We start from the raw sequence: 18,294 nt of genomic DNA, 5'->3' as shown, positions 1-18,294 counted from the left end.
AGGGGGTCTGACAGTCAGCCTTCGTAGGTGGACTACGGAGTGGGAACGCCGTCGGACTCTTCGCCCTCGCCAGCGCCAGCTTTGTCCGCGGCAGCTTCGGCAGCGCGTACGCGAGTCCACAGTGCGTCGACCTGGGCCAGAGTCGCTTCGACGGCGCCGTTGTTCTCGATGACGACATCAGCCAAGGCGAGGCGGTCTGCATCACTCGCCTGCGCGGCAATGCGGTGGGTAGCCTCCTCACGCGACAGTCCACGTGACGCCACCATGCGCTCAATTCGGGTTTCGGCATCTGCATGCACGACAACGATCAGATCGAACGTGACCAGACCGCCGGCGATAGCCTCGGCCAGGAGCGGAACGTCATACACGACGATGACGTGCGGGTCGGCGGCCACCGCGGCGGCGACCCGATCGCGAGTGAGTCGCCGTACCGCCGGATGCGTGATGGCGTTCAGCCGCTCCCTCTGGCGCGCGTCGGTAAAAATGATGGCGCCCAGCGCTGGTCGATTCAGCGTGCCATCGTTCAGCAGGATCGTGCCGCCGAACTCAGCGACGATCGCGGCGAGGCCGGGCGTTCCGGGTTCGACCACTTCACGGGCCAGCTGGTCGGCGTCGATTCCGATGGCGCCCCAGGAAGCCAGACGCTTTGCCACGGTGCTCTTGCCCGACGCGATTCCGCCGGTCAGTCCAATCAGATACATTCCGCCATGTTATCCGCTGCGCCGTCGGCGCCGAGCGGATGCGACCGCCCGCATCAACACCGAAGGGGCGGGCGTCGCCCTACCCGAGGGCTCGCTGAATCTCGGCCAGGAGTGCCGCACGGTCGATGTCAGGCCCGTTCACCTCGACCACAACCTCGTTTTGGGCCGCTGTCCAGCGTGTCCTGGTTGACGGTTTCTTCATCCTCGTCGACAACGAGGATGGTGCGCGTCTGCGGCCGATCGGGGCGGAGACCCAGTAGGGCGAGTGAGATCTGCAGCTCGGCAGGCTGGACTGGTTTCTCCAGAACGGCAGCAGCCCCCCGGCTCAGCGCCAGGCCCATGTCCGTCAGGCCATCGATGATGATGACCGGTGCGGATGCCAACCCCAACGAATCTTGCAGGTTCAGCAGGAATTTCCAACCGTCCATTCCCGGAAGGTGCACGTCGAGGGTGATCAGCCTCAGCGGAACGCGCCGCGCGATCTCGACAGCTTCTTCGCCGCTCGCGGCCGTGATCACCCGGAATCCTTCCGTCTCCAGGAGCAGCCGCAGGAGCTCGGCCGATGTGGGATCGTTCTCGACGACAAGCGCCGTCGAGTGACTCTGCATGGTGATGCTGCAGACGATGGCTTCAGTGAGACTGGGCGGCGCTGCGTCGGAGGTAGCGGAGCCTTCCGTATTGTCTGAGGGATGAAAACTATTCATGCGATTTTCCGATGGGGCTGTGGTTCGTGGAACTGTTGTGCCCGGGCGAATTCATCCAGAAAACAGGTTCTCGTGGGGAAGTGGGAAGTGCGCGGCAATCCTGAAGATATCGGGACGCGCCAAAGAGGAGAAAAAATCCTCACTATCAGGTATAGCACGAAGTTTCACAGTTCCACGGTCAGCCCGACCGCGACGGATACCCAGCGGCCTGTGGCATCCGGCTCAACCGCAGGCGTTACGTGAACCGTGGGTACCAGATCCGTCGGTGACACGACACAGCGGGCCGCACCCCGAAGGATGCAGCCCGCTGTTGGGGGTGTAGCTGTGGTGCTAGTTGCCGCCGGAGAGCTTCTCGCGGAGAGCCGCGAGTGCTTCGTCGTCGGCGAGCGTGCCGGCGCCAGCCGACTCGCTCGAGAAGGCCGATCCGGCCGGTGCGACGTCGCTGGGGGCAGCGATCTCGTCGTTCGCGGTCGAAACCTGCTTCTTGTGGGCTTCCCAGCGAGCCTGGGCAGCAGCGTAGTCCTGCTCCCACTTTTCGCGCTGCTCGTCAAAGCCTTCGCGCCACTCGTTGGTCTCGGAGTCGAAGCCTTCGGGGTACTTGTACTGGCCCTTGTCGTCGTACTCGGTGAGCATTCCGTAGAGCGCCGGGTCGAACTCGGTGCCGTCGGGGTCGACGCCATCGTTAGCCTGCTTGAGGCTCAGCGAGATGCGGCGACGCTCGAGGTCGATGTCGATGACCTTGACGAAGACCTCGTCGCCGACCGAGACAACCTGCTCGGCGAGCTCGACGTGCTTGCCGGAGAGCTCGCTGATGTGCACGAGGCCCTCGATGCCCTCGGCCACGCGAACAAACGCGCCGAACGGAACGAGCTTGGTGACCTTACCCGGTGCAACCTGGCCAATGGCGTGGGTGCGGGCGAATACCTGCCACGGGTCTTCCTGCGTTGCCTTGAGGGACAGTGAGACACGCTCGCGCTCGAGGTCAACTTCGAGGATCTCGACGGTGACTTCCTGGCCAACTTCAACGACCTCGCTGGCGTGCTCGATGTGCTTCCAGCTGAGCTCGGAAACGTGAACCAGACCATCGACGCCGCCGAGGTCGACGAACGCACCGAAGTTGACGATCGAGGAGACGACGCCCTTGCGGACCTGTCCCTTCTGGAGGTTGTTGAGGAACGTGGTGCGGCTTTCGCTCTGCGTCTGCTCGAGCAGGGCGCGACGTGACAGCACAACGTTGTTGCGGTTCTTGTCGAGCTCGAGGATCTTCGCTTCGATCTCCTGGCCCAGGTACGGGGTCAGGTCGCGAACACGACGAAGTTCGATGAGCGATGCCGGCAGGAAGCCGCGCAGGCCGATGTCGACGATGAGTCCACCCTTGACGACCTCGATGACCGAACCGGTGACAACACCGTCGGACTCCTTGATCTTCTCGACGTCGCCCCATGCACGCTCGTACTGAGCACGCTTCTTGGACAGGATGAGGCGGCCTTCTTTGTCTTCTTTCTGAAGAACGAGGGCCTCGACCAGGTCGCCGACCTTGACAACCTCAGAAGGGTCGACGTCGTGCTTGATGGAGAGTTCGCGGGAGGGAATGACACCCTCAGTCTTGTACCCAACGTCGAGGAGAACCTCGTCGCGGTCGATCTTCACAACGGTGCCTTCAATGAGGTCTCCGTCGTTGAAGAATTTCAGAGTCTTTTCGACCGCGGCAAGAAAGTCTTCAGCAGATCCAATGTCGTTGATGGCGACCTGCTTGGGTGCCCGTTCGGTCGTTGCGATTGTCATGTAGTAGTTGCTCCAGGATGGACAAAATCGGGCCACGCGCGAAAAGATCGTACAGGTGTTGAGGATGCTCAGCGGTGCAAAAAAGCCGGGGAACACTCCGCGCATGGCAGCGGATAGGCGTCACGATTGTGACACTTTAGTCTAGCCACCCTGAGCGACGAGGAGCAACTCGATGTCCAACACGGGTGCCCTGCCGCTGAACGGTGCCTAGGGGACGACCATGACCCGCCCGGCGGCGCCGCGTTCAGCATCTGTCATCGCGTGCGTCACAAACGGATAGATACCCGCCTCGGAAAAGCTCAGCTCCACAAACCCGCCCTGCGCCGGCGCGAGCGCCAGCGTCTGACTGCCGCCGGTGCCGGTGCTGCCGCCGTCACGCAGCAGATATTCACCCTCCGCGTAGACCGTGTCGAACTGGCCCCCGACGATGTGGAAGGAACTCGCCCGGTTGGGTCTGGCGTCGATTACCCAGAAGCGGATGCGCTCGCCCACCTTCGCGCGGAGCGGCTGGTCCTGGTATTGGTCGGCATAGCCGTTGAAGACAACGAGATCGGGGGCCGCAGCGGCGATCTTGTCGGAATCGGCAACGCCTCCCTGCGGCCCGAGGTAGAACTCAGACTGGACCAGCAGGTATTCTCGGTCGACCGGGTCGAGTCCGGCGGGATCGATGACGACCGCCCCGAACATGCCGTTGGCGATGTGCAGCGACATCGGCATCGTGGAGCAGTGGTACAGCCAGGCACCGGACCGCGTGGCAGTGAAGGAATACTCGAGGGTTTCGCCCGGCTCGATGGTGCGCATCGGACCGTCGGGGGCCAGCGCGCCGGCGTGGAAGTCGAGGGAGTGGCCGATCGAGGCCTCGTTGATCAGGGTGATCGTGAAGGTGTCGCCGACTTTTCCGCGCAGGGTCGGGCCTGGCGCAGTGCCGTTGAACGGCCACAGTGTCTGGGTCACCCCTGGGGCGACCTCGATCTCGGTGTCGCCGACCCGGAAGGTGTAATCATGATGGGTTTCGGCGGATGCGGGCAGCAGGACGGCATCGCGCGCCACGAATCCCAGCGAGGGCTCCGACTGGGCTCCGAGGTCGTCGGCGGCGGATGCTTCGGATGCTTCGGATGCTTCGGAGCCCGTCGCGCCGGCGACGGCGTGGTCGGCCGCAGCATCCGTCGCTCCGGACCCGGTGACGACGATCTGCAGCACCATGCCCATCTGGCGGTGGCCGGCAATGGAACACCAGCCTTCGCTGCTGGCGGCCATGATTCCGGCGTCGACGATGACGGCCTCCTCCGGAGCGACCCGGCCCGAGGTCACTCCACTCGCGAGGGTGAGGTCATGCACGGCGGTGTCACCGTTGGTGACGGTGATTTCGAGCCGGTTACCGGCGGGTACAGTCAGGCTTGACGGTGAGAACCGCATGTCCAGCATGGTCACGGTCGCCTCGGTGACCTCGCCCGAGGCGACGCTCGCGTTGGCGCCCCGAGTAGTGACCGATGCCGTACCGACCCCGGCCGTGACCGGGTCGAGTGCGACACCCGCGGTGACGGCCAGTACGAGCGCACCGACCGCGGCGGCGGCCATCCCACTGCGCGTGCGGCGCGAGCCCACCGCACCTTCCGGGACCGCTGTGAGCCCGGCGACCGGAACGGACCCGGCACGGGAGCGGATGCGCCCGCCCGCCGCGACCGCGCGCACCAGCAGCACCAGAAAGCTCAGCAGCACCCCGAACACCAACAGGGACAGCACGACCTTGACCAGGCTCGGTACCGGCAGGAGGTACAACACGATGCCGCCGTTGGTGACGAGCAGGCGAAACAGCGGCGCCCGGTTGAGTTCGAGAGCGGCAGCCTTACCGGCTTGCGGTCCGCCGCCGGAAACCATCGGAACCAGGTAGCTGAGGGCGCCGAGCAGCAGTTGCGCACTGAAACCGGCCAGCAACGGAATCACCAGCCAGCCGAGGCGGGCGACGGCGTCGGCCGGGGTGGCCGCCGTCCCGACCACGACCCCGAGCGCCGCAACACTGAACGCGAGCCAGGCCATCGAGGCGGCGAGGCTCCAGCCGGCGAAAGTCGTCGGTGGCGCGTGCCGCGCCTGCCGCACTGCCTCCCGCACGACGGGCACGAGTCCGAGCAGTTAGAGCACGCTGCCCGCCCCGACACCGAGCGGCACTCCGGCCAGGCTGGCGCCGGCGACGACCGTTACGCCGGCGATGAGTACGGGAAGGGCGGCGCGGGCGGCGGCATCCGTTCCATCACCGAGCCGGGTGCGCAGCACCGTAGGCCAGAGCAACAGCAGGGTTCCGACCGCGGTCAGACCGACCCAACCGAGCACGTTGAGGGCAATGTGCGCCACGTAAAGGCGAGCGTGCAGGTCGCTGTCTGTCCCCGGGTTCGCCATCCAGATGCCGAGACCGACCCCACCGAAGAGACTCACCGCGGCGACGACGTAGTACCGCACGAGCGAGCCGAAGCGGGATGGTTTCGCCCGGCAGAGTTCGCCGCCCAGGAGGATCGCATGCAGCACCGCAACCGCGCCGACCAGCACGCCGCCCACGAGCACCACGGCGAACAGGTTCACGATCATGCCGATCATCACGAGAATGGCCCCGAGCGTGTGCCCCACCAGGCGAACGATCAGCGACCGGCGCCCGGCGAGTGCCGGTCGTCGCACCAGGGTGTCGGCGAAATGCTGGCTCCAGATGATGATCGCCGTACTGACTGCGCCGAGGAGCAAAAGATGCACCATGAGCCAGTCGGCAACCGGAATGCCCTGATGGCCCAGAACAACGACGCCGAGTACGGCGAGCCAGGCGGCGACGACGGCGTTGGTCTGCAGATACCAGGTGCGGCGGGCATGCACGCGGGCCGAGACGGGACTCATCATCGGTTTTTCCGAACGGGTCTCGCGGGCTTGCCCTGGTGCACGGGGCCGAGCGCCGCGGAGACCACAGCGATGACGATGAACAGCAGCAGTGCTGTGATGTTGAGCGATCCGCCCAGCTGGAGCAGGTGGGGCAACCCGCGCGCATCGCCGAACAGCACCCGCAGCACGAGCGAGGCGTGCAGCAAAGCTACGGGTAGGTACATGATCGGCCGGTACGGCAGCGGGCGGCGCAGCACCGCCGGCAGGATGACGGGCGCGTGCGCCATGATCATCGAGAGCGTGAACCCCAGCAGCACAGCGTGGATGACTGCGTCGTAGGTCGGGCCGCTCGTCGCGGCGCCTCCGACGAGCCAGATTCCGCCGGCGACGACCAGCCAGGCATACCCGCTGAGCAAGCAGGCTGCCAGGTACCTTGGAAGCCCGACCGACCCCAGCATGCGGCGCGCGACGTCGTGCAGAAACAGCCAGCCGACCACCCAGAAAAGAGCCAGGCCCAACAACGGATAGCCTAATGCGGGCAGGCACAGGGCGAGCGAGACGCATCCGGTCAACGACAGCGCCGCCCACAGCAGGCCTCGTCCGGGATGGGTGCCGCGCAGGGTCAACCGCGCGAGTTCGAGGCGTTCACCGGCGATGGTGAGCACGAGGAAGGCACTGAATGCCGGGATCAGGTGGGCAACCGGTACGTTGGCGAGCCAGAGAATCGCGGCCACTTGGAGGTTGACTGCGCCGAGGAACTGGATCGCGATGGCGGTCATCGCCTGCCGTCTCCAGATGCTGCGGTAGATCAGCAGCAGGCCGAGCGCACCGACCGCGATCGCGCTCCGTCCGAGCCAGGACGGCAGCGGCGCCAGCACGAGCAGGCTGCCGAGGCCGAGCAAGGCCGGGGCGGTGAAGGCCCACCACCTCTTGATGGCGACGGCCCGTTCGAGCACAACGAGGGTACCCACGAAACCGAAAACCATCAGCGCACCGTGGGACGCGGCGACGCGGCGACGCGGCGACGCGGTCGGCGAGCGGTGGAACGTCGAAGCCGAGCAGGGCCGTTGCCGCGTAGAGCCCCAGCAGCAGCGACGCCCCGGCTGGAGCCAAAAACAAAAAGCGGATGCCCGTTCGATCGATCACTCCCCAGCGGGACTTCGGCCGAAGCGGCAGTGGAGCGGTGACGCCCGATAGTTGTTCCGGCCTAGATATAGAGCAGGTATCGAACGAGGACGACTCGGGGGACGCACCTGTCGAGTTTACCGAGCCTTATATGCTCACTGAGGACTGCGTCGCCCCTGCCCGTTACGCCAGCGCCGACCGCAGGGTGTCGAGGCCAACGCCGCCGAGGTCCAGGGCACGACGATGAAATTCCTTGACCCTGAAGTTCGCTCCCTCGCGGGCGGCACACTCGTCGCGCAGCTGCTCCCAGATGCGCTGGCCGACCTTGTACGACGGCGCCTGGCCCGGCCAGCCCAGGTAGCGGTTGACCTCGAACTTCACGAAACCCTCGTTCATGTTGACGTTCTGACCGAGAAATTGGAAGGCATACTCTGAAGTCCACTTACCCGAACCGTCTGGCAGGGTCTTGCCGAGGTGCACGCCGATGTCAAGAACCACACGAGCGGCGCGCATTCGCTGCCCGTCGAGCATGCCGAAACGGTCAGCCGGGTCGTCGAGGTAGCCGAGCTGTTCCATCAGTCGCTCGGCGTAGAGCGCCCAGCCCTCGGCGTGGCCCGACGTGCCGGCCAGTTGACGGCGCCAGGTATTGAGCTTGGCCCGGTTGTAGACGGCCTGGCCGATCTGCAGGTGGTGGCCGGGCACGCCCTCGTGATAGACGGTGGTGAGTTCGCGCCAGGTGTCGAATTCGGTCACTCCGACGGGTACTGACCACCACATGCGTCCGGGGCGGGAGAAATCGTCGGTGGGGCCGGTGTAGTAGATGCCGCCCTCCTGGGTCGGCGCGATCATGCACTCGATGGTCTTGATCTCGTCGGGAATGTCGAATTGGGTTTCGGCGAGGTCGGCGACGGCTTTATCGCTGGTTTTCTGCATCCATTCCTGCAAGGCTCGCGTGCCGTGCAGTTTGCGTTTCGGGTCCGTGTCGAGGTAGGCGATGGCTTCGAGTACGCTCGCACCGGGTTTGATCTGGTCGGCGATCTTTTCTTGCTCTTCCACCATGCGAGCAAGTTCTTCGATGCCCCATTCGTAGGTTTCATCGAGGTCGACAGTCGCGCCCAAAAAGCGACGGGAGGCGAGGGAGTAGAGATCACGACCGATCGCGTCGTTTTCGGTGGCTCTGCCCTCGAGTTCTGTGGTGAAGAAAGTGGCCAGTTTGTCGTAGGCGGTCGCTGAGCGGCGTGCGCCCATACCGAGGTCTGTGACCAGGGACGCCGGCAGTGTGCCATCGTCCACAGCGGCGTTCGCGGTGAACTCGGCGAAGAACCCGTCGCTGGCCGCGTGGCGTTGCGCCTGGGCGAGCACCTCCCGCACCTGCCGAAGAGCCGGCGTCACGCCGCGTTCGATGCCGAGGCGCAGCGTGTCGATATACCCGTCGATAGCTGCGGGCAGATTGCCGAGCCGGGATGAGATGTTGGCCCAGTCGTCAACGGTCTTGGTTGGCATGAGGTCGAAGATCTCACGAATCTCTTGCGCCGGTGATGCGATGACGTTGAGGTCGCGCAGCTGTAACTCGGCGTCGGAGCTTTCCACGGTGAGGGCCAACTCGCTGGCCAGGTCGGTCTGGGTAACGTCATCGACACTGTCGACCGGGCGGGCGGCATCCAGCTGGGCAATGGTCTTCTTCGCCTCGGCGACGAATCGTTCGTGGCCGGCCGGGGAATAGTCGCCGTAGCGACCATCCCCCTCGGTGCGGCCGATGTAGGTACCCACCGTGGGGTCGAGGTCGACGAGGGTGTCCACCCACTCTTCAGCGATCTGGTCGATGGCCGTTGGCGTGCGCTGGATGTCGTGTGTCATGCCCCGAGCCTAGGACACCAGAGTTCCGGCTGAACCCCCCATTCGGGGAGAGTGGCCGGTCAACCCGCACGGAACTAGTGGGCGGCTACGTCCCAGTTGGGTCCGCGACCGACCTGCACCGTCAGCGGAACGAGCAGGTCGGCGGCGGACTCCATGTTATGGGTGACGACCTGGCGCAGGGCGTCCCACTCCCCCGGCGCGACGTCGAAAATTAACTCGTCGTGAACCTGGAGCAGCATGCTGGACCCCATCGAGGCATCCGCCAGATCGGCGGCGATACCGTTCATGGCGATCTTCATGATGTCGGCCGCCGAACCTTGGATCGGAGCGTTGAGGGCCGCGCGTTCGGCGTTGTCGCGCAGCACTCGTTTGGGGCTGGCCAGGTCAGGGAACGGCCGGCGCCGTCCGTAGATGGTCTCGGTGTAGCCGTCAACCTTGGCTTGCTCAACGACGTTGCGCAGGTAGTCGCGCACAGCTCCGAACCGCTCGAAGTAGTCGGTCATGAGCTGCTTGGCTTCTTTGGTGTCGATGCGCAGTTGCTTGGATAAGCCGAAGGCACTGAGGCCGTAGGCGAGCCCATAGCTCATCGCCTTGACCTTGCTGCGCATCTCACCGGATACGTCAGCGGGGTCGACACCGAAAATACGCGAACCGACGAAACGGTGCAGGTCCTCGCCGGCATTGAAGGCTTCGATCAGCCCCGCGTCCTCGGACAGATGCGCCATGATGCGCATCTCGATCTGTGAATAGTCTGCAGTGAGCAGGCTCTCGCTTCCCGCACCGGCTTGGAAAGCGGCCCGGATGCGCCGACCCTCCTCGGTACGAACGGGGATGTTCTGTAGGTTGGGGTCGTTCGAGGAGATGCGGCCGGTCGTGGTACCGATCTGCACATACGTCGTGTGGATGCGTCCGGTGCTGTCGATGGCTTTATCGAGGGTCTCGACAATTTGGCGCAGCTTGGTGGCATCACGGTGCTTCAGCAGTAGGTCGAGGAACGGATGCGGGTTGCTCGCCTGCAGGTCGGCCAGGGCGCCGGCATCCGTTGAAAAACCGGTCTTGTTCGCCCGGGTCTTGGGCATCTCAAGCTGCTCGAACAACACGTCTTGTAGTTGCTTGGGTGAGCCGAGGTTGACCTCACGGCCGATTTCGGCATAGGCCGCCGCTGCGAGACTCGCGGTGCTGGCGCCGAGCTCAGCTGAGAGTTCGGCGAGTTGCTCGTGCGAGACGCTGACGCCGGCGAGCTCCATGTCGGCAAGAGCCAGCAGGGTGGGCAGTTCGATCTCTAGCAGCAGCTTGAGAGAGCCGGGGTCGAGCGCGGTCTCGACGGCGGCGAACACCCGTAGCGTGTACCAGGCCTGGGCGGGAGCGCCGGCCTGCTGGGCCTCGTCGGGCACGAGCTGGTTGGGGTCGGCCACCGGCAGTGCTTCGTCGAGGTACCGTGACACGAGGTCGGCCAGAGACTTATCCGGTCCGCCCGGACGGACGAGCCAGGCACCGACCAGCGTGTCGAAGGCGAGGCCGGCAAAGGGCAGACCGCTGCGGCGCAGCGCCTTCACCTGGTGTTTGGCGTCGTTCATGATCTTCAGGGCGTCGCTCGCGAGCCAGGCTTCGAACGGGGCGTAGTCTTTGCGGCCCTGCTGCCACGGCAGGTTGATGGTTTCGGTCGGGCTGGCCAGTCCGAAACCGATGGCTTTGCCGTCTTGTACTTCCACCGTGAGGCCGAGACCGGCCGGGTGCGCCACCGTTGCCCGGTCGAGCCAGGACTGCAACTCTTCGTCGAGCAGGTCCTGCGCGATGGGCGACTGCACGGCTGGAACCTCGTCGATAGCGGCGACAAGAGCGGATACTGCAGCCGCCGGGTCTTCGCCGGCGAGCTTGAGCACCCGGTCGAGCAATGTCTTGAATTCGAGGCGGGTGAAGATGTCACGCACAGCGTCGGTGTTCATAGCCCCGCGTTCGAGGCCGGCAACGGCCACGGGCAGCTCCAGGTCGGTAACCAGACGGTTGAGACGGCGGTTGCGAATCGCGTTCTCCCGCTGCTCGCGCAGGTTGTTGCCGACGACGCCCTTGATCTCGTCGGCGTGTTCGAGGATGCCATCGAGGCTGCCGTAGAGGCCGAGCCACTTGACGGCGGTCTTCTCGCCGACCTTGCTGATGCCGATCAGGTTGTCACTGGTTTCACCGACGAGGGCGGCGACGTCGGGATACTGTTCCGGTTCGACGCCGTAGCGCTCGCGCACCCGGGCCGGGTCGTAGCGTGTGAGGGCGGACACGCCCTGGCTGGAAGGGTAGAGCAGGGTGACGGTCTCGTTGACGAGCTGGATCGCATCCCGGTCGCCAGAGACGACGAGTACGTTGTAGCCGGCCACGGTGCCTTGCACCGAGAGGGTCGCCAGAATATCGTCGGCCTCGAAGTCTTCCTTGGTGATGGTCGTGATGTGCATCGCGGCGAGAGCTTCTTGCAGCAGTGGAATCTGGCCGAGGAACTCCGGCGGTGTCGCATTGCGCGTGCCCTTGTACTCCGGGTATTCCCGGGTGCGAAAGGATGCGCGCGAAATGTCGAAGGCGACGGCGAGGTGGGTCGGCTTCTCGTTGCGCAGCAGGCTGAGCAGCATCGACAGAAAGCCGTGGATGGCGTTTGTATGCTGACCGGCATGGGTCTGGAAGCTGTCCACCGGCAAGGCGTAGAACGCTCTGAATGCCAGGGAGTGGCCGTCGATGATCATCAGGGTAGGCTTTTCGGAGTCCAACACTCCCCTAGCCTACAAGTGTCTCCCCGACAAGGCTCCCCGACCAAAGGTGATCATGTTCAATATGACTGACGACGCACTCGCCTGGGTTCAGCAGCGTGGCTGCGGAGATCTCGCCGACAAGATGGGGCTGGAGTTCACCGAGTTCACCATTGACCGAGCCGTGGCACGGATGCCCGTGGCGGGCAACACACAGCCGGCCATGCTCATGCACGGCGGTGCCTATGTCGTGCTCGGTGAGTCGCTGGGCTCGATGGCCGCGAACCTGCATGCCGGACCGGGAAAACTCGCTGTCGGTATCGAAATCAACGCCTCGCACAATCGCTCGGCAACGTCCGGCTACGTCACGGGGGTGTGTACCCCGATTCACCTTGGGCGCACGCTCACCACCCACGAGATCGTCGTCACCGATGATGCCGGCCGGCGCTGCTCGACGATTCGCATCACGAACATCATCAAGGACTTGCCGCCGCAAGCCTAGATCTCGGCCGGGTCTGGCTCCACCAGGCGGATGAACGCGCTGAGTTCGGTGAGGCCGGCGGGCGTCACCGGCAGATATGCGGTCAGGGCAGGTGAGTAGACCAGGTACGCGGCCCATTTGGCTCGCGAGATGGCGACGTTCAAGCGGTTCTTCATAATGAGGAAGGCCAGGCCGCGTGGTACGTCGTCGGCCGAGCTGGCGGCGAGCGTGACGATCGCGACGGCCGCCTCCTGCCCCTGGAATTTATCGACCGTGCCCACTCTCACGTTGGAGTAGCCGGCAGCAGCCAGTGCTGCATGCACGAGGGCCAGCTGGGCGTTGTAGGGGGTCACGACGATCACGTCGGCTTCGCTGAGTGGGTTCTCGCAGCGGCGGTCGGTCGGGTCGGTCCAGAGCCGGCCGAGGACGTTACGCACGAGTGCCACGACGGCTTCCGCTTCTTCAGCCGATGAAATGGCGTTGCCGGTGTGCACCACCGGAACAGCGTGCAGCCCAGGCGTGACACCGGCGAGGAACCGGGTCGAGGTGATCGGATTGGCGCGCAGGAGTCCGCCGTAGGAGAGGCGGGAGACCGGGGCCGTCACCGCCGGATGCATGCGGCGACTCTCGGCCAGAAAATAGCCTCGCGTGTCTGACAGCACGTCGTGGCCGGCCGCGACCCAGCCGAGCGCTGACTGGTCGATCGGCTCGGGGTGTATGCCCTGGCTCACCTGCGGCAGTTGCTGCGGGTCACCCAGCAAGAGCAGGTTCTTCGCGCCGACACTCGCCGCGATGGTCGAGGCGAGTGAAAACTGGCCCGCCTCGTCGACGACGAGCAGGTCCAGGCTGTGCCGCGGCACACGGGCAGGATTACTGAAGTCCCAGGCAGTGCCGCCGATGACGAATCCGGAGTTGCCGTGGTCGAGTGCAAAGAGCAGCTGGCCGTCTTTGGGCAGCACCGTGTACGCGGCCGGTGCCGGGTCAACCCCGGTTTTGGCCACCTTTCCGACCAGTGCAGGGTCGAGCCCGGCCGTGACGATGGCGCCGAGCAAATTCTCAACGACGGCGTGGGATTGGGCGACGACACCAATCTTCCAGCCGTGCTGCTGCACGAGCGCCGTGATGACGTGGGCACCGAGGTAGGTTTTGCCGGTGCCGGGTGGCCCCTGGATCGCAAGATACGACCTGTCGAGGTCACGCAGACTTGTCACGACAGCGCCGATGATCTCTCCAGCAACCGTGACGGGCGCGAGGTGTCCGGTCTGGGTGCGCGGCGGGGTGCGGCGCAAAATATCGACCATCGGGTCGCGTGGCCAGTCCGGCTGGGCGTCAACGATTGTCTGAGCCCACTCATCGATGGCGGGCTTCTGCTGCAACGGTCGGGGTGGTGCGGCCGGTGCCAGAGCGCTCGGTCGGTGGTCGTAGCGGCCGACATCTTTTGGCAGGGTCTCTTCGACCAGGATTGCGCCGTCGTCGTCGACCGCGAGCACTTTTACGGCGCGGTGGGTGCGGGCGCCCTCCGCTGCGTCGGGGTTGGCGAAAGGCCCGGGGTATTCATAGAGCAGATATGGCCCGGCCTGGTCGCCCGGTTTGATGCTGCTGCCCGGTGCCAAACGCCCCCGAAGCCAGAGGTGGCGACGATCGACGCGCTGCTGGCCCTCGCGAAACCAGTCACGGTCCACGTCGACACGGTCGACTCTGAGCACGTCGCGGGTATCTTGCCATTCGTCGATGGGGTATTCGAGCCGAGAATAGTGTCCCCACCAGAAACTCTTCTGCTCCCGGCGGTGGTAGTCGATCGCAGCGGCGGCGAAGGCTGCCGCTGCCTGGTCTGCGGTGCGCGACCTGCGGCCAGCCGTGGCCGCGATGGCGAGCAGGGCGTCGCGCGCCGGCGACGGCTCGAGCGTGTCGACATGCGCTTCGGGCCGGGTGCCGACGGAGCGGATGCCCGCCCCACGCGCGAGCGCGAGCAGCCAGTCACGCAGCCGCAATGTTGACACACAGTCGTAGCGGTTGTAGTCGGCGATGGATTCCAGCATGCGCTGGGCTTCGGCCGTGTCGCCGTGCGCGTGCAGGTCTCGAGCGCCGGCATATTCGGTAATGGAATCCGCTGCGTTAGTGACCTCGCCGCCGCGCAGTTCGGAGCCCATGTAGAGCGGCTCGAGCTTCTTGATCGAGTAGGAGCGGGACCCGACACGCATGCTCTTGCGCACGAGTGGATAGAGGTCGACCAGCACGTTCTCACGCAGCAGCGAGTCGACCTGATCTTCGCCGACGCCGTGCCGGGCAGCGAGGCTGAGCAGGTGAGTGCGCTCGTACGCGGCGTAATGGTAGACGTGCATGCCGGGGTATCGAGCGCGACGCTCGACCAGGTATGCCAGAAAGTCTGTGAGAGCCTGCTTCTCTTCGGCCCGGGTGTGCGCCCAGAAGGCGCGAAAGGATTCATCGACGTCGACCAGACCGAACAGGTAGTCCAGGCCCCACCGCGTGCTAGCACCCTCGGCCGCGGTGTCTTCTGTGTACAGCGGGTCACCCTCGAAGTCGAAGAAGATATCGCCGGGGTTGGGCTCGGGCAGCACCGCCAGCGCGCCCGGATTGCACAGATCTACCGGCGGCGCTGTTCCCGCGACCGCCTGAAGCTGCAGCCGCGCCTGTGTGCGCAGAGCGGCGAGCGTGGAATCGGCCATGCCGTCGATAGCGCCACCGGATGCAGCGAGTTCATCGATGGTGCAGAGGCCGGCGGCCACGAGCCGGGCGCGCTGGGACAGCCGCAGGCCGGCTACCAGGAGCAGGTCGCGGTGCTGGTGCACCTCTACCTCACACGTGACACAGCGCCCACAGACGCTGTAGCGCGAGTCACCCCACCGCACGCAGGCACTGTCGCCGAGTCGTTCCGTGATGATCTGCACGAGACGTTGTTTGCGCTTGCGGTATACCGGACGAATATCTGCCAGCTGGTGCACGCTGACGGAGCCATCGCCGAGCAGCAGCTCCACGGTCTCAGCCGGGTCAACCCCAATGCGTTCGAGTTGTTCGGCGTACGCGGCCAGCTGCAGCAGGGCGGTGACCCGGGCGTGCCGGGCAAGTTTCGTGTCTTGTACCAGCCAGGTGTGATCACTTTGCCGCACGATGAAGTCGGCGAAGCCGAGGAAGACGATGGGGCCGGCGATGTTGGGCAGGCCATAATCGGAATCAAAGAAGGTGGCCTGAAAAATAACGTCGGTGTGCTCCGCGAAGGCCAGCCGCGTGTTTTCGGCTGCTGTCTCGAGGGCGGAGCGCGATATCCGCTCTGGCCAGGCGATCTCCACGACCGAATACTCCTGCCGGTAGCGTTCGAGCACCCGATGTTCGTGCTCGTCGCCGAGCCGGGACGTGCGATTGTGCATGGCGTCGACCGGTTCAACAACCCGCTCAATGCGGCCGAGTTTGGCGTCGATACGGCGCAGGAACGCAAACTCGCAGACGGATGCGGCGCTCAGGTCACTCGCGCTGGTCACCACCTGGCCATCGAGTAAGAACATGCGCCCGCCCTTCGTCAATTTCGAGCGTAGCGGGCACTACTGACACCCAGTCCGCCAGACCCTGGGCTGGACCGCTGGACAGCCGAACGGCCCGGCAGAACCTGCCGGGCCGTTCTTCTGTTACGTTCGTCTACTTCTTGGCGCTGAGCTGTTCGATGATCGCCTGCGACACGTCGTGCATGGTGAGGCGACGGTCCATCGAGGCTTTCTGGATCCAGCGGAAGGCTTCCGGCTCGGTCAGGCCCATTTTCTCATTGAGCAGTCCCTTGGCCCGGTCGACGAGCTTACGGGTCTCGAACCGCTCGACCAGGTCGGCGACCTCGGCCTCGAGGGTGATGATCTGGCTGTAGCGCGAGAGGGCGATCTCGATTGCAGGCAGCAGGTCGTTCGGGGTGAAGGGCTTGACAACGTACGCGAGGGCGCCAGCTTCGGTGGCGCGTTCGACCAGTTCTTTCTGGCTGAACGCTGTCAGCAGGACGACCGGTGCAATGTGCTCTTTGGACAGGCGTTCAGCTGCGCTGATGCCATCGAGTTGGGGCATCTTGACGTCCATGATGACCAGGTCGGGGCGGAGTTCCCGTGCCAAGGCGACCGCAGTTTCTCCGTCACCGGCTTCGCCGACGACTTCAAAGCCGTTGTCGCGCAGAATCTCGACGATGTCGAGGCGGATGAGGGATTCATCCTCAGCGACGACAACGCGGCGCGGAGGGGTGGGAGTGCTGTCTTGGTCGGTCACGTGCAAAAGCCTACGGTATTCTGAACGAGTAGTTGTAAGCCGGTGTGGCGGAATGGCAGACGCGGAGCACTCAAAATGCTTTGTTCGCAAGGACGTGTGGGTTCGAGTCCCACCACCGGTACAATTTTTTACCAGTAAATAAGCAGATCAAATGTAGCTTCTGTTGCTGCTGGGCCTTGTCTGTACGTATGTGCAGGTGAGGTTTTCACACGGTCGCTGAGGTACGCCGGTTCGTATCGGCGAAAACGAGCGCGCTGACGGCACCAGAAATGAGTCGTCGTTATCGACCAATAGCCCCGCTCCGTAGAAATCACGGAGCGGGGCTATACGTCCTACACGCTAGTTCTTGACGTACGCCGGTGCGACCTCGTTATGGGCGTCGCCCACGCGGTGCACGCGAATGTCATTGGTCGAACCGACGATTCCGGGAGGGGAACCCGAGATGACGACGACCTTGTCACCGATTTGCGCGAGGCCCTGACCGATGAGGATGTCATCCACCTGACCGAACATTGCGTCGGTGTGCGTGACCGGGTCTACCAGATAGGTCTGGATGCCCCAGGTGAGGGCCAGACGACGACGGATGGCGGCCTCCGGGGTGAAGGCCAGCATCGGGATTTTTGACCGCAGACGCGACATGCGTCGGGCAGAGTCTCCCGACTCGGTGAAAATACACAGGAACTTGGCGTCGACGAACTCGGCGACCTCGATGGCGGCCAGGGTGATGGCACCGCCCTGCGTGCGTGGCTTATTGGTCAGCTTGCCGATGCGCTCGAGTCCGTGTACCTCGGTGGACTCCACTATGCGGGCCATGGTCTGTACCGTGACAACGGGGTATTCTCCGACGCTGGTCTCACCGCTGAGCATGACGGCATCTGCGCCGTCGAGCACGGCGTTGGCAACGTCGCTGGTCTCAGCCCGGGTGGGTACCGGACTCAAAATCATGGATTCGAGCATCTGCGTCGCCACGATGACCGGCTTGGCCATGCGGCGTGCGATTTCGACGGCCTGCTTTTGCACAATCGGCACGGCCTCCAGCGGCAGCTCGACGCCGAGGTCGCCTCGGGCGACCATGATCGCGTCGAAGGCATCAACGATCTCTTCGAGGTTGTCGACGGCCTGGGGCTTCTCGATCTTGGCGATCACCGGAACGCGGCGACCTTCTTCGGCCATGATCTCGTGCACGCGGGTGATGTCATCGGCGCTGCGCACGAACGACAGCGCGATGAGGTCGGCTCCGAGGCGCAGGCCCCAGCGCAGGTCTGCTTCGTCCTTCTCCGACAGGGCGGGAACGTTGACGGCGACGCCAGGCAGGTTGATGCCCTTGTTATTGGAGACCGGGCCGGCAACGATCACCCTGGTCGTGACCACGACGCCATCCGTTTCCACGACCTGCACCTTGACCTTGCCATCGTCGATGAGGAGAAAATCGCCGGGGTGCACGTCGTGCGGCAGACCTTTGAAGGTCGTGCCGGATAGTTCTTTGGTGCCGAGTACGTCTTCGGTGGTGATCTTGAAGATGTCGCCGACGGCAAGGTCGTACGGGCCGCCTTCGAATTTACCCAGACGAATCTTCGGACCCTGCAGGTCGACCATGACGGCGATGGCACGGCCGGAATCGTTGGCGGCCTTGCGCACATTGGCATAGACGCTCTCGTGCACCTGGTAGTTGCCGTGACTCAGGTTCATGCGACATACGTCGACGCCCGCATCGATGAGGGCCCTGATCTGCTCGTAACTGGCAGCTGCCGGCCCAAGGGTGGCGACGATTTTTGCGCGTCTCATACTGGTGAATC

Annotated in this window: 12 protein-coding genes and 1 tRNA gene; 2 read left to right on the top strand and 11 right to left on the bottom strand. The window is 64.6% G+C overall.

Features of this window, described 5'->3' with window-relative positions:
- Positions 1 to 32 precede the first annotated feature (32 nt).
- The 8 genes from coaE to polA form a co-directional block, all read right to left on the bottom strand.
- On the bottom strand, positions 33 to 701 hold the full coding sequence (gene coaE / locus CXY72_RS18290; protein WP_104129075.1) for a dephospho-CoA kinase: 669 nt from the start codon (positions 699 to 701) through the stop codon (positions 33 to 35).
- 128 nt (positions 702 to 829) lie between these two features.
- A complete protein-coding gene (locus CXY72_RS18285; RefSeq protein ID WP_104129074.1) occupies positions 830 to 1,405 on the bottom strand; it encodes a response regulator in 576 nt (191 codons plus the stop codon).
- 330 nt (positions 1,406 to 1,735) lie between these two features.
- Positions 1,736 to 3,190, bottom strand: coding sequence for a 30S ribosomal protein S1 (gene rpsA / locus CXY72_RS18280; RefSeq protein ID WP_092448535.1), 1,455 nt, complete (start codon positions 3,188 to 3,190; stop codon positions 1,736 to 1,738).
- Between the two features lie 207 nt (positions 3,191 to 3,397).
- Positions 3,398 to 5,308, bottom strand: coding sequence for a multicopper oxidase domain-containing protein (locus CXY72_RS18275; RefSeq protein ID WP_233197935.1), 1,911 nt, complete (start codon positions 5,306 to 5,308; stop codon positions 3,398 to 3,400).
- 12 nt (positions 5,309 to 5,320) lie between these two features.
- The gene (locus CXY72_RS20275) at positions 5,321 to 6,070 is read right to left on the bottom strand and encodes a hypothetical protein (RefSeq protein ID WP_233197934.1); all 750 of its coding nucleotides are present in this window, start codon (positions 6,068 to 6,070) and stop codon (positions 5,321 to 5,323) included.
- Entirely contained in the window at positions 6,067 to 7,035 is a 969-nt protein-coding gene (locus tag CXY72_RS18270) for a hypothetical protein (RefSeq protein WP_199184090.1), read from the bottom strand. Before CXY72_RS18270 ends, CXY72_RS20275 begins: the two co-directional genes overlap by 4 nt.
- A 322-nt stretch (positions 7,036 to 7,357) precedes the next feature.
- Entirely contained in the window at positions 7,358 to 9,031 is a 1,674-nt protein-coding gene (locus CXY72_RS18265) for a DUF885 domain-containing protein (RefSeq protein WP_104129073.1), read from the bottom strand.
- A 74-nt stretch (positions 9,032 to 9,105) separates the two neighbouring features.
- Positions 9,106 to 11,784 carry a DNA polymerase I gene (polA, locus tag CXY72_RS18260; protein WP_104129072.1) on the bottom strand — a complete coding sequence of 893 codons (2,679 nt, stop codon included), beginning with the start codon at positions 11,782 to 11,784 and terminating at the stop codon, positions 9,106 to 9,108.
- A 61-nt stretch (positions 11,785 to 11,845) separates the two neighbouring features.
- On the opposite strand from polA, the gene CXY72_RS18255 reads away from it, so the two are divergent.
- A complete protein-coding gene (locus CXY72_RS18255; RefSeq protein WP_104129224.1) occupies positions 11,846 to 12,262 on the top strand; it encodes a hotdog fold thioesterase in 417 nt (138 codons plus the stop codon).
- On the opposite strand, the gene CXY72_RS18250 is transcribed toward CXY72_RS18255, so the two are convergent.
- Together CXY72_RS18250 and CXY72_RS18245 are read right to left on the bottom strand one after the other, a co-directional pair.
- Positions 12,259 to 15,762 (bottom strand): bifunctional RecB family nuclease/DEAD/DEAH box helicase, encoded by a 3,504-nt coding sequence (locus CXY72_RS18250; protein ID WP_104129071.1) that lies wholly within the window; start codon positions 15,760 to 15,762, stop codon positions 12,259 to 12,261. The genes CXY72_RS18255 and CXY72_RS18250 overlap by 4 nt on opposite strands.
- A 130-nt stretch (positions 15,763 to 15,892) precedes the next feature.
- Positions 15,893 to 16,498, bottom strand: coding sequence for an ANTAR domain-containing response regulator (locus CXY72_RS18245; protein ID WP_035879545.1), 606 nt, complete (start codon positions 16,496 to 16,498; stop codon positions 15,893 to 15,895).
- Positions 16,499 to 16,536: 38 nt separating this feature from the next.
- Here CXY72_RS18245 and CXY72_RS18240 point away from each other — a divergent pair.
- A tRNA-Leu gene (locus CXY72_RS18240) sits at positions 16,537 to 16,619 on the top strand.
- Positions 16,620 to 16,837: 218 nt separating this feature from the next.
- Here the strand turns inward: CXY72_RS18240 and pyk are convergent.
- Positions 16,838 to 18,283: a pyruvate kinase gene (gene pyk / locus CXY72_RS18235; protein ID WP_104129070.1), complete on the bottom strand. Its 1,446-nt coding sequence runs from the start codon at positions 18,281 to 18,283 to the stop codon at positions 16,838 to 16,840.
- Between the last annotated feature and the right edge of the window lie 11 nt (positions 18,284 to 18,294).

Source organism: Cryobacterium sp. Y57 (assembly GCF_002929505.1).
Lineage (GTDB): Bacteria > Actinomycetota > Actinomycetes > Actinomycetales > Microbacteriaceae > Cryobacterium.
Note: the sequence above shows the minus strand (reverse complement) of the source record. Positions and strands in the feature narration are given on the sequence as shown.

Excerpts from the sequence above, each read along its gene's own strand:
- CXY72_RS18250 (WP_104129071.1), bottom strand. The coding sequence starts at position 15,762 with ATGTTCTTACTCGATGGCCAGGTGGTGACCAGCGCGAGTGACCTGAGC.
- CXY72_RS18255 (WP_104129224.1), top strand. The coding sequence starts at position 11,846 with ATGACTGACGACGCACTCGCCTGGGTTCAGCAGCGTGGCTGCGGAGAT.
- CXY72_RS18265 (WP_104129073.1), bottom strand. The coding sequence starts at position 9,031 with ATGACACACGACATCCAGCGCACGCCAACGGCCATCGACCAGATCGCT.
- coaE (WP_104129075.1), bottom strand. The coding sequence starts at position 701 with ATGTATCTGATTGGACTGACCGGCGGAATCGCGTCGGGCAAGAGCACC.
- rpsA (WP_092448535.1), bottom strand. The coding sequence starts at position 3,190 with ATGACAATCGCAACGACCGAACGGGCACCCAAGCAGGTCGCCATCAAC.
- CXY72_RS18285 (WP_104129074.1), bottom strand. The coding sequence starts at position 1,405 with ATGAATAGTTTTCATCCCTCAGACAATACGGAAGGCTCCGCTACCTCC.
- pyk (WP_104129070.1), bottom strand. The coding sequence starts at position 18,283 with ATGAGACGCGCAAAAATCGTCGCCACCCTTGGGCCGGCAGCTGCCAGT.
- CXY72_RS20275 (WP_233197934.1), bottom strand. The coding sequence starts at position 6,070 with ATGATGAGTCCCGTCTCGGCCCGCGTGCATGCCCGCCGCACCTGGTAT.
- CXY72_RS18270 (WP_199184090.1), bottom strand. The coding sequence starts at position 7,035 with ATGGTTTTCGGTTTCGTGGGTACCCTCGTTGTGCTCGAACGGGCCGTC.